Origin of the sequence: Micromonospora sp. RL09-050-HVF-A, from assembly GCF_019374995.1 — a bacterium.
GTDB classification, from domain to species: Bacteria; Actinomycetota; Actinomycetes; order Mycobacteriales; family Micromonosporaceae; genus Micromonospora; species Micromonospora antibiotica.
The window spans coordinates 4,270,413-4,287,284 of the sequence record NZ_JAGKQP010000002.1 but is presented as its reverse complement, the minus strand read 5'-3'; the positions used below and the strand labels follow the sequence as shown (position 1 = coordinate 4,287,284).

At 72.9% G+C, this 16,872-nt stretch carries 13 protein-coding genes; 4 read left to right on the top strand and 9 right to left on the bottom strand.

Annotation, left to right across the window (positions count from 1 at the left end; translation table 11 throughout):
• Nucleotide 1: 1 nt before the first annotated feature.
• The gene (locus J7462_RS18695; protein WP_219465223.1) at nucleotides 2–2,842 is read right to left on the bottom strand and encodes a CHAT domain-containing protein; all 2,841 of its coding nucleotides are present in this window, start codon (nucleotides 2,840–2,842) and stop codon (nucleotides 2–4) included.
• Between the two features lie 83 nt (nucleotides 2,843–2,925).
• On the opposite strand from J7462_RS18695, the gene J7462_RS18690 reads away from it, so the two are divergent.
• Entirely contained in the window at nucleotides 2,926–3,306 is a 381-nt protein-coding gene (locus J7462_RS18690; protein WP_219465222.1) for a hypothetical protein, read from the top strand.
• Between the two features lie 832 nt (nucleotides 3,307–4,138).
• Here J7462_RS18690 and J7462_RS18685 read toward each other — a convergent pair.
• The 4 genes from J7462_RS18685 to wrbA form a co-directional block, all read right to left on the bottom strand.
• Nucleotides 4,139–5,746, bottom strand: coding sequence for a hypothetical protein (locus J7462_RS18685; RefSeq protein WP_219465220.1), 1,608 nt, complete (start codon nucleotides 5,744–5,746; stop codon nucleotides 4,139–4,141).
• On the bottom strand, nucleotides 5,743–6,597 hold the full coding sequence (locus J7462_RS18680) for a protein phosphatase 2C domain-containing protein (protein ID WP_219465219.1): 855 nt from the start codon (nucleotides 6,595–6,597) through the stop codon (nucleotides 5,743–5,745). Before J7462_RS18680 ends, J7462_RS18685 begins: the two co-directional genes overlap by 4 nt.
• Nucleotides 6,594–7,271, bottom strand: coding sequence for a hypothetical protein (locus tag J7462_RS18675; protein ID WP_219465218.1), 678 nt, complete (start codon nucleotides 7,269–7,271; stop codon nucleotides 6,594–6,596). Before J7462_RS18675 ends, J7462_RS18680 begins: the two co-directional genes overlap by 4 nt.
• A gap of 192 nt (nucleotides 7,272–7,463) precedes the next feature.
• Nucleotides 7,464–8,072 carry an NAD(P)H:quinone oxidoreductase gene (wrbA, locus tag J7462_RS18670; RefSeq protein WP_219465217.1) on the bottom strand — a complete coding sequence of 203 codons (609 nt, stop codon included), beginning with the start codon at nucleotides 8,070–8,072 and terminating at the stop codon, nucleotides 7,464–7,466.
• 152 nt (nucleotides 8,073–8,224) lie between these two features.
• Between wrbA and sigJ the strand changes: the two genes are divergently transcribed.
• The gene (gene sigJ, locus J7462_RS18665; RefSeq protein WP_219465216.1) at nucleotides 8,225–9,151 is read left to right on the top strand and encodes an RNA polymerase sigma factor SigJ; all 927 of its coding nucleotides are present in this window, start codon (nucleotides 8,225–8,227) and stop codon (nucleotides 9,149–9,151) included.
• A gap of 177 nt (nucleotides 9,152–9,328) precedes the next feature.
• Complete coding sequence (locus J7462_RS18660) at nucleotides 9,329–10,549, top strand: cellulose binding domain-containing protein (RefSeq protein WP_219465215.1); 1,221 nt, start codon at nucleotides 9,329–9,331, stop codon at nucleotides 10,547–10,549.
• 16 nt (nucleotides 10,550–10,565) lie between these two features.
• Here the strand turns inward: J7462_RS18660 and J7462_RS18655 are convergent, their stop codons facing one another.
• The 4 genes from J7462_RS18655 to J7462_RS18645 all read right to left on the bottom strand — a co-directional run bounded on the left by J7462_RS18655 (nucleotide 10,566) and on the right by J7462_RS18645 (nucleotide 15,933).
• On the bottom strand, nucleotides 10,566–12,953 hold the full coding sequence (locus tag J7462_RS18655; protein WP_219465213.1) for a low temperature requirement protein A: 2,388 nt from the start codon (nucleotides 12,951–12,953) through the stop codon (nucleotides 10,566–10,568).
• 232 nt (nucleotides 12,954–13,185) lie between these two features.
• Complete coding sequence (locus J7462_RS18650) at nucleotides 13,186–14,556, bottom strand: ricin-type beta-trefoil lectin domain protein (protein ID WP_308290936.1); 1,371 nt, start codon at nucleotides 14,554–14,556, stop codon at nucleotides 13,186–13,188.
• 319 nt (nucleotides 14,557–14,875) lie between these two features.
• On the bottom strand, nucleotides 14,876–15,091 hold the full coding sequence (locus tag J7462_RS32340) for a hypothetical protein (RefSeq protein ID WP_255597784.1): 216 nt from the start codon (nucleotides 15,089–15,091) through the stop codon (nucleotides 14,876–14,878).
• Nucleotides 15,088–15,933, bottom strand: coding sequence for a polysaccharide deacetylase family protein (locus J7462_RS18645; RefSeq protein WP_255597783.1), 846 nt, complete (start codon nucleotides 15,931–15,933; stop codon nucleotides 15,088–15,090). The genes J7462_RS32340 and J7462_RS18645 overlap by 4 nt, the downstream gene beginning before the upstream one ends.
• A gap of 242 nt (nucleotides 15,934–16,175) precedes the next feature.
• Between J7462_RS18645 and J7462_RS18640 the strand changes: the two genes are divergently transcribed.
• Nucleotides 16,176–16,871: a histidine phosphatase family protein gene (locus tag J7462_RS18640; RefSeq protein ID WP_219470454.1), complete on the top strand. Its 696-nt coding sequence runs from the start codon at nucleotides 16,176–16,178 to the stop codon at nucleotides 16,869–16,871.
• The last annotated feature ends 1 nt before the right edge of the window (nucleotide 16,872 follow it).

Here is a 16,872-nt window from a genome sequence, read left to right as displayed (position 1 = left end):
GTCAGGGGCCGGTGTGGACCAGCGCCGCCCACAGTTCCGGGCGGTCCGGGTGCGCCCGTCGTACCCGATCTATGGCCGCGTCCAGCGCGACGGCCGCACCGTCGGCGTCCAGGTGGTCCCCGGCGCTCAGCCCGGCGTAGACGTCGCCGGCGACCTGGGCCGCCACCCGGTCGGAGACCGCCCACTGGCTGCCGATCACGTGTCGGAAGCCGGCCATCTGGAGCGCCGCGGTGAGATGGATCGCCTCGTCGGGCAGGTCCCGGCCGCCCGCCGCGGTGCGACACGCCGAGAGGTAGGCGAGGTCGGCCCCACCGGCCGACTGGCTGCGGGCGGCGAGGCGGCCGGCCAGGTCCAGGACGCTGAGCCTGCCGTCGACCAGGCGGAGGGCGGCCGCACTGGGCCGCTTGAAGTCCTGGTCGCCGTGGCAGGCGAAGTGCGCCCAGCTGTGCCGTTCGAGCGCGCTCAGCACACCCTCGACGGTGGCGCTGCGACCGGACAACACCCGCAGGCCGGGCACGTGCGAGCTGACCGCGCGCAGCTCGTCGCTGACCGCCGGCAGCGACGGCTGGCCGGGCAGGGTGCCGAGCCCCACCGCGAACGCCCGCGGCGGCCCGGGCGGCGCCGGGGTGGTGCGGGCGCGCAGCAGCGCGGACAGGCTCGGGGTGTAGGACGACACGCAACGCGCGGCGATCGAGATCCGGCGTCGCGCGGCGAGCGGGGCGCTCGCCCCGAACCGGCCGGCGGCGTGCAGCGGCAACATCGTCAGCGGCCCCGTCGGGCACCACCACACGCGGTGCCGTCGCTCCGGCCCGACGCCGAGCAGGTCGTCGAGGGCCGCACAGACGGACTCCCCGACGGTGTCCCAGAGCCACCGCTGCAACGACACCAGCGTCTGGTGCAACGCGGCCCGCTCGGCCGGCCCGCCGCCCCCCTCCACCGCCCGCTGCACCTCGAGGAACGCCGCGGCACGCCGCTGCGCCGTGTCGTGCGACAGCCACGGCAGCGGCACGGCCCGTACCCCGTCGGCGGTGACGACGATCGCGTCGCTGCGCCACCGCGAGGTGTTGACCAGCACCGCGGCCCCGCCCCTGGTGGCGGGCTGGAGGGCGGCGAACGACGGCGGGTGCAGGAAGTTCTCGAAGCCGGGCTGGCGGCGGGCCTCGGCCGCCAGCCGCTCCCAGCGTTCCGCCAACCGGCGGCGGTGACCGGCGTCCTCGGTCTCGGCACGGTGCGGTCCACCCAGCGCGCTGGTCAGCAGGTCCCGGCCCAGCTCCCAGCCGGGCCGGGACGGCAGCGCGACGATCGGGGACGCCCCGGCGCCGTCCAGTTCCCGGCGCGTCCGGTCGAGTTCGTCGGCGAGCGTGGGTGCGACCGCGGCCAGCGCGGACAGGTCGCTGCGGGTCTGCAGGGCCTGTGACCACAGCACCTGACGACCCTGCTCCAGGAGTTCCACCGCGCGTTGCGGCTGACCGGCGGCGATGGCCCAGGCCGCCGCGTCGCCGGCCAGGCCGGCCACCGAGGTCAGCCGCTTCTCCTGCACGGTACGGTCCAGGCCCCGCCACGCCAGCAGCGGCAGCAGACCCACGGCGGTGCCGTACGCCTCCAGGGCCAGCGTCGCGTCACCGGCCTCGGCGGCGGTCTGCGCCCAGGTGCGGGCGGCGGTCATCCGGATCTCGATCGCACCCGCCCGGGAGGCCGACGACGACCGCCACATGCCGACCGCGGCGTCGAGGTCGGCCGGGTCGTGATCGATCAGGTAGCGGATCCGCAACGCCGTGCCGAGCACGTTGAGGGCCCGTGCCCGGTCCGGATGGCCCGGCGAGAACCCGGCCAGGGCGGCCATACCGGTGTCGACGGCGTCGCTGACCCCGGCCGGGTCGCTGCTCATCCGGGCCCGGATGAGCAGCGAGTGGGCCAGGCTGACCAGGTGGCCGGCCCGTTGGGTGCCGGCGGTCGGTGCGTCGACGGCCTCCCGGGCGCTGCGGATCGCCTCGTCGAGGTGCACCGACGAGTTGTTGCTGAGGCCGTGCAGGACCAGCAGCACCCCGTGGGTGGCCAGCAGTTGCGCGCGGACCGTGCCGACGGCCGGCAGGTCCGCGACGACCTGCCGGCTGACCCGGACCGCCTCGTGCAGGTCGGTTTCGTCCGCGTGGTCGGTGCTCACCCAACGCTGCACCAGCGCGATCACCAGCACACCGTTGAGGGCGGCCCGGTCCACGTGCCGCGCGGGCATGGCGGCCAGACCGCTGCGGCAGTGCTCGATCGCCTCGTCGATGTCGCGTGGACCGCCCGTCCGGGTGAAGCGCATGGCCAGGCACAGCGCCAGCAGTTGGCGGGCGGTGAGCACGTGGTCCGGGTCGGTGGACCGGTGGACCTCCCGGCTGAGGCGTACGGCCGCGTCGATGTCCGCCAACTGGCCGAACCGTTCGAAACTGAGCCGGTACACGTTCACGCAGCGGACCAGCACGTCGATCCGGATCGGGTCGTCCGCGCCGACGGCGGCCACCGCGACGTCCGCGTGCCGCTTCGCCGTCGACAGGTCCGCCACCTTACGCCGCTGCTCGAACCGGAAGCCGACGACCAGGGCCAGCTGGGCGTTGACGTACGGCCACCACGGATCACCGGGCGAGGTCAGCGCCGTGGCCTGCTCGGCGGCGACCACCGCCGCGTCGAGGTGCTTCGGGTCCGAGGCCCGGCCCCGCAACATCAGGACGGTGGAGAGCGCGGCGAGCACATCCACCCGGGACGGATCGGACGCGAGCAGGCTCCGCGCCACGTCCTCGGCCCGGACCAGCAGCGACTCGTCGCCACTGTCGTTGTAGGCGACGATGAGCGGATCCATCGAATCGACGGATCCTGCTTCGGATGGCACGGATTCAGTAGATTCGACGGCAGCTCGGGCGTCAATCGACAGGAGTGTCGTGTATGGAGCAACGTCGTCTGCTGGCCGCGTTGTGCGCCGCCGTACCGACCCTGCGCGAACGCGCCGAGGCGGGGATGTGGACCGACCTGCTCGACGACCTGCTCGACGAGCTGGCCGCCGGCCGGCCGGTGGAGGAGGTCTGCCGGCAGCTCGGCTGGACCGTCGGACCGGAGCCCGAGACCGAGCGCGGCATCGGCTCCGGCCCGTCGCTTCCCGACTACGCCGGGGGCGCCCGACTGGAGGGTCTCGCGCCGGTGGTGCTCAACGGTGACTACCGCTGCCCACACCACCGCTGTGCACGCCGGGCCCACCGCGACGACCGGGGTCGGGTGCCGCACTGTGCGCTCGCCGGTACGCCGATGACGTACCGGACCGAGCCATGATCGAGGTGCTGCTGGGCGAGGTCGGCCGACGCCTCAACGACCGGTGGCTGACCCGGGCGCTGGGCCCCGGCCTGCTGTGGTGCCTGGTCGCCGCGTTCGCCGTACTGCCGGGGCGCGGTGGTGTCTTCGACGTGCCCGGCGCGGCGCTCGCCGCCGCTGACGCGCTCGACCACCTGAAGGGCCGGGTCAGCCTGGCCGTGGTGGTCGGGTCGCTCGTCGTCGCGGTCGCCGCGGTGGCCGCCGTCGGCGCCCAGGCGGCCGGCCGGGTCGTCCGCCACCTCTGGCTCGGGTCCTGGGCCGGCCCGGCGGGGCGGATCGCGACGGCGCTGACCGCCCGCCGCCGGGCCGCTGCCGCGCGTCGGCTGGTCGCGCAACACCGGGTGGTCCCGGCGGTGTACCTGCCGGCCCGGCCGACGTGGATCGGTGACCGGATCCGCCTCGCCGACGACCGGGTCGCCGCGCAGTACGGTCTCCGCCTGGGCCTGATCTGGCCACGGCTCTGGCTGCTGCTCACCGCCGATGGCCGGACCGACGTGATGCAGGCCCGTGACCGGTTCGACCGGGCCGTCACCTCGGCCGGCTGGGCGGTGCTCTACCTGGCGCTGACCCCGTGGTGGTGGCCGGCGGCACCGCTCGGCGCGACCCTCGGTGTCGTCTTCTGGTGGCGGGCCCGGTCCGCGGTGGGCCTGTTCGCCGACACCGTGGAGGCGACCGTCGACCTGCGGCACCGCAGCCTGGTCGCCGAGTTGGGCTTCCCCGTCGAGGAGGGTCGTCCGCTGCCCCCGTCCACCGCTGCCGCCGTCAACGACCTGCTGCACAAGGGTGCCAGCGGTCACGGGCAGGAGGCCCGGGCCGGGGCGGCGAGCGAGCCCACGCGGTATCCGGCACCGTCCTTGACCAGTGACAGCCGGGAGCGCCAGCAATCGGATGACGAGCCTTCACCACTCGGCACGAACACCACGTTGACCTGAGGGCTGCCGCTGGCCGCGGTGCGGATCCCGATGATGGTCGCGCCACGGAACGGGCCCCGGTCCGCCAACGTGGCGGCGCGCGCGGTCTGGGTGCTGCTGCGGTCGGCCAGGCGTGGTGAGTCGATGTTGATCCCGCAGAGGAAGCTGCCGACGGCGGCGACCGCCGCTTTCGTCCGGGCGGACGTCCGGTTGAGGCTGCGCCCCACCGTGACGTCGCTGAACAGGCAGGGCCTGGCCAGGGGAAGGAGCTTTTCGAGGTCGAAACGGGTCGGTAGCGGCAGGACGGGCGCTGCGGGCACCCCTGCCGGGTAGCGGGTGGGCAGGACCCGGGGGTAGGAGGGCACGATGGTGGCGTCCCACCGCACTCCCGTCGGCAGACTCGACCGGGCCCGGGGGGTCGTGCTCGTCGTGTCGCTGTTGGCGCTGATCAGGCCGGCCATCACCGCGATCGCGGCGATCGCCGCGACGAGCAGACCCCAACCCCGGCCGGCCGGCTGGGGGTTGACCACCCCGGGCCGGGGGACGTTGCGGCGTACGGGGTCCCGGCGGGGGGCGTTCGGGCGCGTCGACCCCTGACCGGGCGGCTCCGGGCCCGGGGAAGCAGCCGGTGCCGTCGGCGGTGTGCGTCGGATGCCCCGCTCCAGGGCGTCCAGCCAGTGCTCCGGGGCCGGCCGGCGGTCCGGGACGGGGTCGAGACTCCGGCCGGCGAGGGTGACCAGTTGCCGGTCGAGCCGCCGCTGCGCCGCAGCCGGATCGCGGGTCTGCTGGTCACCGGCGAACAGGCGGACCGCGAGCAGTCCGAACTTGAACGCGTCGGTGGCCGGGGTGGCCAGTTCCTCGGCGTCCGCGTCCGGCACGTGCCACTCGGGGGTCTCGGCCTGCGCCAGCACCGAGTCGCCATCGAGGCGCATCGCGTCACAGTCGATGAAGTAGCACCGGGGTCGGGCGTCGAGGCTGAACAGCAGGTTGTTCGGCGACAGGTCACCGACGCAGACCCCGAGGCGGTGCAGCAGGGTCAGCGCCTCGGCGGTGTCCCGCAGCAGTTCGAGGCGCATCCGGTCGTCGACGTGCAGGCCACGGCCGCGCAGGTAGTCGTCGTTGTTGAGTAGGTACTGCACCTGTGCCAGCACGGTGTCCGGCCCGCGTGGCAGTTGGATCCGGACCCGGAACCGGTCGGGCACCCGGGGCATCAGGAAGCCCCGCACCACGCCCTCCTTACGGACGACGGCGGTGGGCCAGGCGGCGAGACCGAGCAGCGCGTCCGCGTCCGGTCCGGCGTCGGCGGCGAGTCGGACGAAACGGTTCAGCGTGGTCACGTCGACGTCGTCGACGAGCCGGGTCGCGTACTCCTTGTAGACCCACCGGGGGTCCTCGGTGAGGGCGTAGACGGTGCCCTGACCGCCGACCCCGATGCGGTTACGCGGGCCGAGGGCGGACAGGCTCACCTCGGGCGGCAGTGGGCTGGTCATGGCAGTTCGGGCGGGACCGGCCAGACGGCCAGCACGGTACGGTCGTCGTCCCAGGCCCCGCCGGCGAAGTCGAGCATCCAGGCGAGCCGGGTCAGCGCGGGCGGCGTGGTCAGCCCGTCGCCGAACAGTTGCCCGAGGTCCCCGGTGCCGTGCCCGAGCGGCTCGGCGAAACCGTCGGTGGCCAGCACCAGCACGTCGCCCGCGACGAGGGTCACCGCCACCGGGTCGACCTCGGTGGGCACCCGGGGCAGGGCGGCGACGCCGTCCGGCAGCAACTCGTCCTGCGGGTCGGTCGGGTCGGTGAGCAGTGGCTCCCAGGTGCCGTCGCGCAACCGCCAGGCGGCCGAGTCACCGACCCGGACCAGGTGGGCGACGGCCCGACCGGGCCCGTCCGGCCGGACGAGGGCGACGACCACGGTGCTGGCCAGCAGCGCCTCGGCCCGCTGCGGATCGGGCTCACCCAGCTGCCGCCCGGCGTACTCCACCAGGGCCCAGCCCGCGCAGCGCAGCAGGTCGTGCCAGTCGACGGTGTCGTCGGCGCGCAGCAGGTAGTCGACGACCGTCCGGCACACCATGGTGGCGCCCAGGTGGGACAGCGGGGCGTTGGAGACCCCGTCGGCCACCACCGCGATCACCGAACCGTCCGCCGTGGCCAGCGCGAAATCGTCCTGCCGGGGTACGTCGGACGCCCGGTGGCCGGGCCCGCGCACCGAGGCCGCCCGCACCGCGAAGCCGTCCGTCGCCCACCCGTCGAGCACGGTGTCCGGCCGGTACGGCTGCGTCTGCGGCGCGCGGGCCGGCAGCTCCGGGCCCGTCGCCCCGATCAGCGGAGGAGCCCAGTCGAAGCTCACACCACGTCCACGGCCATCCGGAAGCTGTCCGGCCGCTCCACGACCAGCTCCGCCGTGTCGCCACCGACGGCCTGCCCCGACCTGATGACGCTGCGGGTCAGGGCGGTGCAGAACTCGGCGATCGCGAACCCCACCTCGACCCCGGGGGTGGCCACGAACGCGAATTCCGGCCGGGTCGCCACGTGCAGGATCGTCTCGGCCCGTGCCTCGCCGATGCCACACGCGATGATGTTCGGCGCGGTCGGGGTGCGCTCCCGGTCGGTCAGCTCGGCATAGACCGGCTCCCACTCGCCCGGGTCGGTCGGTTGGCCGTCGCTGAGGAAGAACACCGCCGGCCGGTGCACCGCGAAGCCCTCCCGTTTGAGGGCGCGCACGTCGGCCGGGATCCGGTCGACCAGCAGGCTGAACGCGACGCCGTAGGCCGTCCCGGCCCGTACGGACAGCTGCGGCAGCGCCGACTCGTTGCGCAGGTCGGACAGTGCGGAGTGGACGATCACGTCCTCGGAGAACCCGATGATCGAGAAGCGGACCTTGGCCGCTGCGAGCGGCTCACGCAGCAGGGCGTCGTGGAGTGACTGGAGGCCGGCGTTCAGCTCGTCCACGACCGGAGTCATGGAGACGGACTCGTCCGCCACCAGATAGACCGGCAGGACCCGCCCCATGGTCTCGGCCATGCACACCCCCTCGACCGTCGCTGGTGGACCGCTTCAACGTAACACCGCCTGTCCATGCGAGTTTCGCGCTCCGCAACGGCCCTGACCGCCCCCGCCCTGACCGCCCCGCCCTGACCGCCCCCGCCCCGACCGCCCCCGTTCCGCCCGGCCTGCTCAGGCCGGGCGATCCGCCCGGTCGGGGCGGGGAGGGATTCAGGCGGGCCGTCCGGCTTTCAGTGCGGCTGCGGTGTCGACCACGCGCCGGGCCTGGTAGCGGGCCGCCTGGAGGGTGACGTCACCGGGCGGGCCGCTGCCGGCCACGTGCGAGGTGCCGTAGGGGTTACCCGACTGGAACTGGATCGGGTCGGTGTAGCCGGGAGGCACGATGATCCCGCCCCAGTGGTAGAAGACGTTCGACAGCGACAGCAGGGTCGACTCCTGCCCGCCGTGCGAGGTGTTCGACGCGGTGAAGGCCGAGTAGACCTTGCCGGCGAGCCGGCCCTGGAACCACAGCGGGCCGAGGGTGTCGATGAACGCCTTGAGCTGGCTCGACACGTTGCCGAAGCGGGTGGGGGTGCCGAGCAGGGCCGCGTCTGCCCAGTCCAGGTCGTCGCCGCTGGCCACGTCGACGTCGGCGGTGTCCTGGACGTGCTGGGCCCACTCCGCCCTGGCGTCGACCGCCTCGGCCGGGGCCGTCTCGGCCACCTTGCGCAGGCGTACGTTCGCGCCGGCCTGCCGCGCCCCCTCGGCCGCGGCCTCGGCCAGGGTGTGCACGGTGCCGGTGGCGCTGTAGTAGATGATCGCCAGGTTCACTGGTTCCATGATCGTTTTTCCCCCGTCGCTGGGATAGTGTTCGGTGCACTGATACGACGACACAGCCCTGCCGAATGTCAGGCGGCGAGCCGGGGTCACCACCGCTGGCGTACGTCGGTCGAGCCGGTGGGCGGGGAGCGGGCGAGGGGGCCGGCGGCAGCATGACCAACCCCACCGGTCTGGGGTCCGACCGGCCCGGCCCGGCCCCGAGCGGGCTCGTCGGCGAACGGCGTCAGCTCGTCAATCTCGCGTACCGGCTGCTCGGGTCCCTGGCCGACACCGAGGACGTCGTGCAGGAGACGTACGCCCGCTGGTATGCCCTGACCCCCGGCCAGCGGGACGCCATCGCGGCCCCGGACGCCTGGCTGGCCAGGGTCGCCGGTCGGATCTGCCTCGACCTGCTCGGCTCGGCCCGCGCCCGCCGGGAGCGCTACGTGGGCCAGTGGCTGCCGGAGCCGCTGCCCGCACGTGCGGAGTGGACCAGCGACCCCACCGGTGGTGACCCGGTCGACCAGATCGCCCTCGACGAGTCGGTCGGGATGGCCTTCCTGGTGGTGCTGGAGTCGATGACCCCGGCCGAGCGCGTCGCGTTCGTCCTGCACGACGTCTTCCGCTACTCCTTCGCCGAGGTGGCCGAGGTCGTCGGCCGTACCCCGGCGGCGTGCCGCCAGCTGGCCTCGTCCGGTCGCCGCCGCGTGCGCGGGGCACCGGTACCCGGCGTGCCCACCGCCCGCCAGGCCGGCATCGTCCGGGAGTTCAGGAAGGCGTGGCAGGCCGCCGACATCGACGCGCTCGTCGGTCTGCTGACGCCCGACGCCACCGCGACCGGCGACGGTGGCGGGCGGGTCAGCGCGGCACTCCACCCGATCGAGGGTGCCGGGCAGGTCGCACGTTTCTTCGCCGATCGGGGCGGTGCGGCCTCCGGCGTCCGGCTCCTGGAGTGCACGGTCAACGGGCAGCCAGGTCTGGTGGCGCAGGTGGCGGGCGTCGTCGGGGCGGTGCTGGCGTTCGACGTCGTGGGTGACCGGATCAGGCGCATCTGGACGGTCCTCAATCCCGACAAGCTCCGCGCCTGGACGGCCGGCTGAGCTGCGGGGCGGCTCCCGGGGAGCAGGCGGCCGTCCGGTCGCGGGCCGGTCCGGGCCGCCCCGCAACCGAGCGCGCGAGCCGGTGCCGGACCCGATCGGGTCCGAGGTGGCCCGGAACCACGCACCGGTTGGTGCAAGTCGTTGACAACCTTCGATATGTTGCCGCACCGTGGACGTATGCCAGGGGTCCGTTCGTCCGCGCCGCGCCGCCGCGTGCGGCCCGGCCTGCTCGCCGCCGTCGTCTCGTCGATCGCCGTGTTCGGCCTGGGAGCGATCGCCGTACCGGCCGCCGGTGCCGGCACCACGACGCTCCCCGTACCGGCCGCCGGTGGGCTCCCCGGGGTCGCGCCCGCACCCGCCGCGGCGCCCCTGGCGGGAGCGGCCACGACGCCGCCGCCGACCGCGCCACCCACCACCCCGCCGGGCACACCGGACACCTCGCCCTTCCCGCCGGGCGTGCCCACGAACGTCACCGCCAGCCAGGTCAAGACGAGGTCGGTCACCCTCACCTGGACGGCCGCGACCCGTGGCTGCTGCGCCATCGCCGGCTACGACATCACGTACTACAGCCCCTTCGACGACGTCGTCATGTCGGCAAGCGTCGGCGACGTCACCACCACCACGATCAGCAACTACATCACCCCGGGCCGGCAGTACCTGTTCCGGATCTCCGCCCGGGACGTCGTCGGGCACCGCTCCCTGTCGTCGGAGCCGGTCACCGTGGTCACCCCGGTCACCGACACCGGACCGGACACCACCCCGCCGAGCGCGCCGCAGAACCTGACCCTCGGCGACGTGACCGACTCGACCGCCACGCTCTCCTGGTCACCCTCGACCGACGACGTCGGGGTGAGCGGCTACAACGTCTACCGCTTCGACGGCTGGTACAGCTCGTTCCTGGTCGCCACCGTGTCGACGACGACGTACCCGATCGCGCTCCCGCCGCCGCCTCCGCCGTCGACGCCGCTGCGGTACCAGTTCTACGTGCGGGCCCGGGACGCGGCCGGCAACCTCTCGATCGCCTCCAACGCGGTCTTCGCGCCGACGACGCCCACCCCGCCGACCACACCGCCGCCGACCACCTGCCGGGTGACCTACCAGAACCAGTCCGAGTGGCAGGGCGGGTTCGTCACCGTCGTGACGGTCCGGAACACCGCGACCGCGCCGGTGGACGGCTGGACGCTCACCTTCAGCTTCCGGGGGGACCAGCAGGTCACCTCCGGGTGGAACGCGACGACCAGCCAGAGCGGGGCCACGGTGACGGCCCGTAACGTCGACTGGAACCGCGTCGTCGCGCCGAACGGCTCGGTGAGCTTCGGCATCCAGGGCAGCTGGCACACCAGCAACGCGCCGCCGACCAGCTTCGGGCTCAACGGCGGCCCCTGCACCGTCGGCTGAGCCCGGCCCACCCGGCTCACGTCCGGGCGGGCCGCCGGGTCCGTGGGTCACCCTCCTGCACCGCCTCGACGACGGCGAAGACGACGCCGATCACGGTCAGCAGCAGCAACGAGAGCACGGACGGCAGCGCGACGGTCACCGGCGCGAGGACGGTGACCACCCCCGCGCCGATGAGCCGGTGGGGGCTGACCGTCCGGAAGATCCGCAGCCAGAACATCTGGTTGCCGAGCAGGTACAACGCCACCCCGAAGAACAGCATGTAGTGGCCCAGCAGGGCGCTGTGCCGCTCCTGGGACGCGGCCAGGGTCTGGTGCAGGCCGTAGGCGATCAGGACGATCCCGGCCATCATCGGCAGGTGCAGATAGGTGTACGCGTCCCGCGCGGCGCGGACCCGACGGTCCCCCTCGTAGGCCTCGAGGGCGATCCGGGCCGCGTCGATGCCGGTGAAGTAGCTCCACCAGATCGTGCCGAGGGCCACCACCGACGCGACGACGACGACCAGCGTGGGGGCGGAGATCGGCACGTTGTTGATGGAGATGCCGACGGAGAGGACCGCCTCGCCGACGGCGATCAGGATGACCAGGGCGTGCCGGTCGGCCCAGTGCCGGACCAGCCTGATCCGCCACAGCCGCCCACCGGCCCAGTACCCGGCGACGTACTGCACGAGCAGCGCGGCCACCCAGAGCAGCGTGATGGCGGGGTGCCGGGCGGCCGTGTCGGGGGCGGCCAGCTCGACGACGGCGATCACCAGCAGGATGGCGATGGTGACGGTCGTGGCGACGAACCGTTTCCGGGTGCCCCGCAGGTCGGAGTTCTCCCGGACGAGCTGCCGGAAGATCAACCCCTGCATGAGCTGGATGCCGATGTAACACCCGACGACCAGCAGCGGGCCCGAGAGGCTGCCGGGCAGGGGGACGAAAGCCTGCGGGATCGCCAGCCCGATCAGCAGCACCGCCGTCATGATGCCCGCCGTGCACAGCCGCACCACCGTGCTGTCGTGCCGTACGGAGTTGGCGAGCCAGGTGTACGACGTCCAGGCCCACCACAGCAGCGCCAACAGGAGCATGCCCTGGGCCAGGCCGAGCAGGGTGGGAAACCGGTTCATCACCGCGGTGACCTCGATGAAGGCGTACACGAACACGAGGTCGACGAAGAGTTCCCGGGGGTCGACCGTCCCGACGTGGAGGCGCTCCTGCTCGATCGACTCGTGAAGTTGCCGGTGTTTTCGCCGGAAGAGGGTGTTGTCCAGCACCAGCATCGTGCAGACGGCGGCGACGAGCACCACCAGCGCCTGCACCGCGGTCAGCCGTCCGACCACCGTCAGCAGCGCCGTCAGCAGCGCCACCCCCACCAGCGGACCCCGACCCAGCAGGCGGATCGCCCGCCACTCCACCGCGACGAGCGCGCCCAGATAGAGCAGCACACCGCCGTACAGGATGGCGACGCCGGCCGACGGCCACGGCTGGGTGCTCTTCGGGGTGGTGTGTGTGTTGAGGTACTTCAGCCCCAGCGCGAAGAAGATCAACCCGCCGATCATGGGCAGGTGCAGCCCGCTGTAGACGTCCCGACCGACCCTGGCGCGGTCCCGCCCGGAGCTGGCCCGCAGGGCCCGTTCGATGATCACCTTGGCCAGGTCGAAGTAGCTCCACCACAGCGCGAAGACCACGGTGATGCCCAGCACCGCCCCGACGGCCAACTCGGGGGTCACCGGGCGGTCCACCCCGAGCCCCTCGCTGGCACCGATCGAGATGATCGTCTCGCCGAGCGCGATGAGCACGATCAGGGCGTGCCGTTCGGCGAAGTGCCACGGTGAGACGACCCGCCAGCCACCCTTGCTGGCTACCACGAGGATGAGCGAGTCGATCATGAGAGCGCTCGCGAACAGCACAGCCTGCACCAGGGTGGCGTCGACGATCGCCGGCAGCAGCGGCGGCACCAGGTAGGAGGCGAGCAGCACCAGCCCACCGGCGATGAAGATCGACCAGGCGGCGACCACCGACGGCCGGCCGCCCTCGCCCCGGTGGCTGACGAACGTGAGGACGACCATGGCGGTCGCCCGGATCAGCAGATATCCGCAGATCAGCACCATTGGGCCGGGCAGTCCGCCCGCCCGGTCGGTGAACGCCTCGGGTATCGCGACCCCGATCGCCAGCAGGGCGGCGGCGATGCCGAGCATGACCGGGGGCATGATCCCCCGGTCGAGGTGCACCACGTTGCCGAGCCAGACACACGGGGTCCAGCAGTGCCAGAGTAGGAGGATCACGAGCACGCCCTGGACCAACCCGAGGGGGCTGAAATGCTCGGCCATCAGCGTGGTGACGGCCAGGAACGCGAACACGAAGAGTAGATCGACGAAGAGCTCGACCCAGCTCACATCGCCGATGGCCCCGGGGTCACGGGCCACCAGACGCCGACCCCCGGCTGTCGGGTGTGGCGCGGGATCATCCCTCCGCACCCGGTAAGCCTCGCAAACCGGACACGGCTTGTCCCGTCAACGTCGATTAGCGGTGCGAACGGTCGGCGCCGAGCGGAAGTCACCTCCGCCGCGTACGCCACCGGGCCGGGCCGGCGCCTCCCCGGATGCGGGAGACGCCGGCCCGGGTCCGCGCGCTGCGGGAGCGGTCGCCGGTCGACCGTCAGGTCAGGGGCGTCAGGGTGAACCGTTGGTTGGTCTGCCCGTGACAGTCGTAGAGCTGGACCTGCGCCCCGTTGGCCGTGCTCCAGACGTCCAGGCACCGCCCGGACTGCACGCTGCTGATGGTGCCGTTGGCGTTGACGTTCCACTGCTGGTTGGTCTGGCTGTGGCAGCCGTAGATCTGGACCGCCGCGCCGTTACCGGAGCCCGCCGCGTCCAGGCACATGTCGCCGTACACCCGGAGTTGTTTGTTCGTGGTGTACGTCCACGACTGGTTGGTCCCGCGGTTGCAGTCCCAGAGCTGGACCCGGGTGCCGTTGGCGCGGGAGGCGTTGGGCACGTCGAGGCACCGGTTGGACTGCGCGCCGACGATCAGGCTGGCGGCGCCGGGCGGGTTGCTCGGCGGCGGCGTGGTCTGCGGCGGGGTGGTCGGGATCGGCGGCGGGGTGTCCGACGGGATCGGCGGCGGGGTGGTCGACGTCGGCGGCAGCAGCGGGCACGTGCTGCGGTAGCTGACCACACCGCTGTTGTCCGCCAGTGGGCAGAGGAACTGGCTGTACCGGGCGTCGTTGTCGACGAACATCTTGAGGAACGGCAGCATGGTCCGGATCAGCACCGGGTTCGACCGGCCGACCATGAACCCGTGGTCGGCCCCCGCGACCTCCAGGTAGGCGCTCTCGGTCGTGGTCGGGAGGCTGTTGTAGAGCCCGGTGGCGTAGGACGGGGTGACCACCGTGTCCGCCTGCCCGGCGAAGACCATCGTGGGCACCCGGTCGTTGGCCAGGTTCGACGACGGCGAGTACGGCGCGATGCCGACCGCCGCCTTCAACGCCGGGCGGCGCAGCGCCGCGCTGAGCGCCCCGCCACCACCCATCGAGTGACCGGAGACGGCCAGCCGGTTGGGGTCGATCCGGTCCCGTACCGGGCTCTGCTGCACCAGGTAGTCCAGCGCGGCGAGCAACTGGGTGCCCCGGGCCGTGTCGAAGTCGTTGCGGCTGTTGGTCTCGATGCCGATCACGACGAAGCCGTGCGAAGCCAGCCACGGCCCCATCCAGGCCAGCTCGACGGAGAACAGCGCGGTGTAGCCGGGCGAGATGGCGACCGCCCCGAAGGTGCCCTGGCTGGTGTCGGTCGGGTAGTAGATCCGACCGCCGTTGAAGCCGTACCCGGTCGGGACGGCGACCGAGGTGTTGGCGAACGGGCCGTTCACGGCCGCGACGCTGCTCCGGGTGGGGTCGGGGCCCCGCTGGTACGGGTTGTCGGCGGCCGACGCCGTCCCGGTCGCCACCGTCATGGTGAACAACCCGGCGACGGCGGCGGCGATCCCGGCCGTGACCAGCGTGAACAGCCTTCCCCGCCGACGGGGGGACACCCGGGCGGGGTGGGGCTGCTCCGGGGGCGGAGAGTGGGGTACGTGTCCGCGCACTGTCGGTACCTCCTGGTGGTGGATGGTGGGTGGCCCCGTAGCGTGCTGTTTACGTTCACGATTATCGATGGATTTCAGGTTGGCAGGTAATCCCGGGGTTTTCAACCGGTAGTTTCGAGCAGGTGACCCGATAGTTTCGAGGTCGTCTCCGGGGGTCACGGAACGGCCCTCCCCGGACGCCGTGGAGACGTCCGGGGAGGGCCGGTGGTCGGGACGGGGTCCGAGCGCGGCGCCCCGGGCCGGTGACTCGACAGCGGCGTGCCGGTCAGCCCGTGGTGCAGGAGCGGATCTGTGGCCGCGCGCCGCTGTTGCCGTTCATCATCGTGGTGAAGCCGAAGGTGTTGCCGCTGCCGTTGGACCGCATCGTCATCACGTAACCGGAGCTGTCCCAGCTGGGCGTGCCGTTCCAGGTGGTGTTGACCTTCTGCGGCGCGGTCAGCGCCACCACCACCGTCCAGTTGCTGCCGCCCTGGACCGTCACCGAGGTGTTGTACCGGTCGCCCCACACGTTCGGGTACGTCGCCGTCGCGGTGCACGTCCCACCGGCCGGCGGGGTGGTCGGCGTGCCGGTGGGCGGGGTGGTCGGGGGTTGGTCGGCGGGGTGCCGTCCGGGGCCACCGCCCGGCCGGTGCTCGGCGAGATCATGCCCGGGCAGAGGCCACGGCTGTTCAGGTTGGCCATGATCTGCGGAATCGCGTCGCGGGTGTTCTGGATGCCGTCGTGCATCAGGATCACCTGGCCGTTCTGGAGCCGGCCGGCGTTGGAGACGATCTGGCTGACGCTCGCGCCGTTCCAGTCCTGGGAGTCGACGTCCCAGATCACCTGGCGCATGCCGAGCGACGAGGCGACCGACTGGAGGGTCGAGTTGGTCTCGCCGTAGGGCGGGCGGAACAGTTGCGGCCGTACGCCGGTCGCCGACTGGATCGCCGAGTTGGTCTGGGAGAGGTCGGACTGCATCTGGCTCTGACCCATCGAGGTCATGTGCGCGTGGTTCCAGCTGTGGTTGCCGATCCACATGCCGGCGTCGACCTGGGCCCGGGCGGCGGACGGGTTGCCCTGCACGTTCTGCCCGACGTTGAACATGGTCGCCCGGACGTTGTTGGCGCGCAGCACGTTCAGCAGCGCGCCGGTGCTGCCGGTCGGTCCGTCGTCGAAGGTGAGGCCGACGTAGCCGTTGCAGGCGGCGGCGCTGGACGGGGTGGCGGAGACCGCGACGCCGACGGCGCCCAGCGCCACGGTGGTGGCGAGCACCGCCAGCCGGACGGTCAGGCGGGAGGCTCGGGAGCGGGACGGGTAACCGGAGTCACCGGTGCTGGAGATCATGCGCAGGTCCTCCTGGGGGCGGTGCTGCCTGGGGATGCGGGGTTCTATCGAGATGCGTTGATGTCGCTGTGAATCGGAGTATTGCAGCGGCGTTTCGAACGCGTCAACGACTTTCGGAAACTTTCGGAAACGTGTTCGGTCGGGGCGTCGAGGCCGGCGCGCTGCCGGGTACCGCCGTCGTTCCCGGCAGCGTCCCGCCGCCCGGGGTCGCCCCGCGCCGGCTGCTGCCGGACAGTGGAACGGTGGACACCGTCGCGGAGTTGACCATCGTCCGGCACGGGCAGAGCGTCGCCAACGTCGCGTTCGCCGAGGCCCACGCGCGGGGCGTCGCCACCCACGGGCTCACCGGACGCGACGCCGACGTCCCGCTGTCACCACTGGGCCGGCGACAGGCCACCCGGCTCGGCCGCTGGCTCGCGGCGCAACCCGCCGACCAGCATCCCGACCACGTCGTCTGCTCCCCGTACCGGCGGGCCCGGCAGACCTGGGCGCGGGTGGCGGACACCGCCGCGGCCCTCGGCGTCACCCCGGCCCCGGTCGACCTCGACGGGCGGCTGGTCGACCGGCTCATGGGGGAGCTGGAACTGCTGACCCCGCTGATGATCGCCGAACGGTTCCCCGCCGAGGCGGCCCGGCTCGCCGCCGACGGCCTCCATGCCTACCGGCCACCCGGCGGTGAGACGTTCGACGACGTCGCCGCCCGCGTCCGCGCCGCCCTGGCCGACCTGCACCGCCGGCACGCCGGCCGCCGGGTGTGGGTGGTGGCCCACGACGCCGTGGTCGTCGCCGCCCGGCACGTCCTGGAGGGGTTGTCGTTCGCCGACCTCGACGCGGTCCTCGCCACCACCCCGGTCGCCAACACCTCACTCACCCGCTATGCGTCCACCCACGGCCGCCTCGACCTCGTCGAGTTCGCCGCCGTCCCGCACGCGCCGTGAC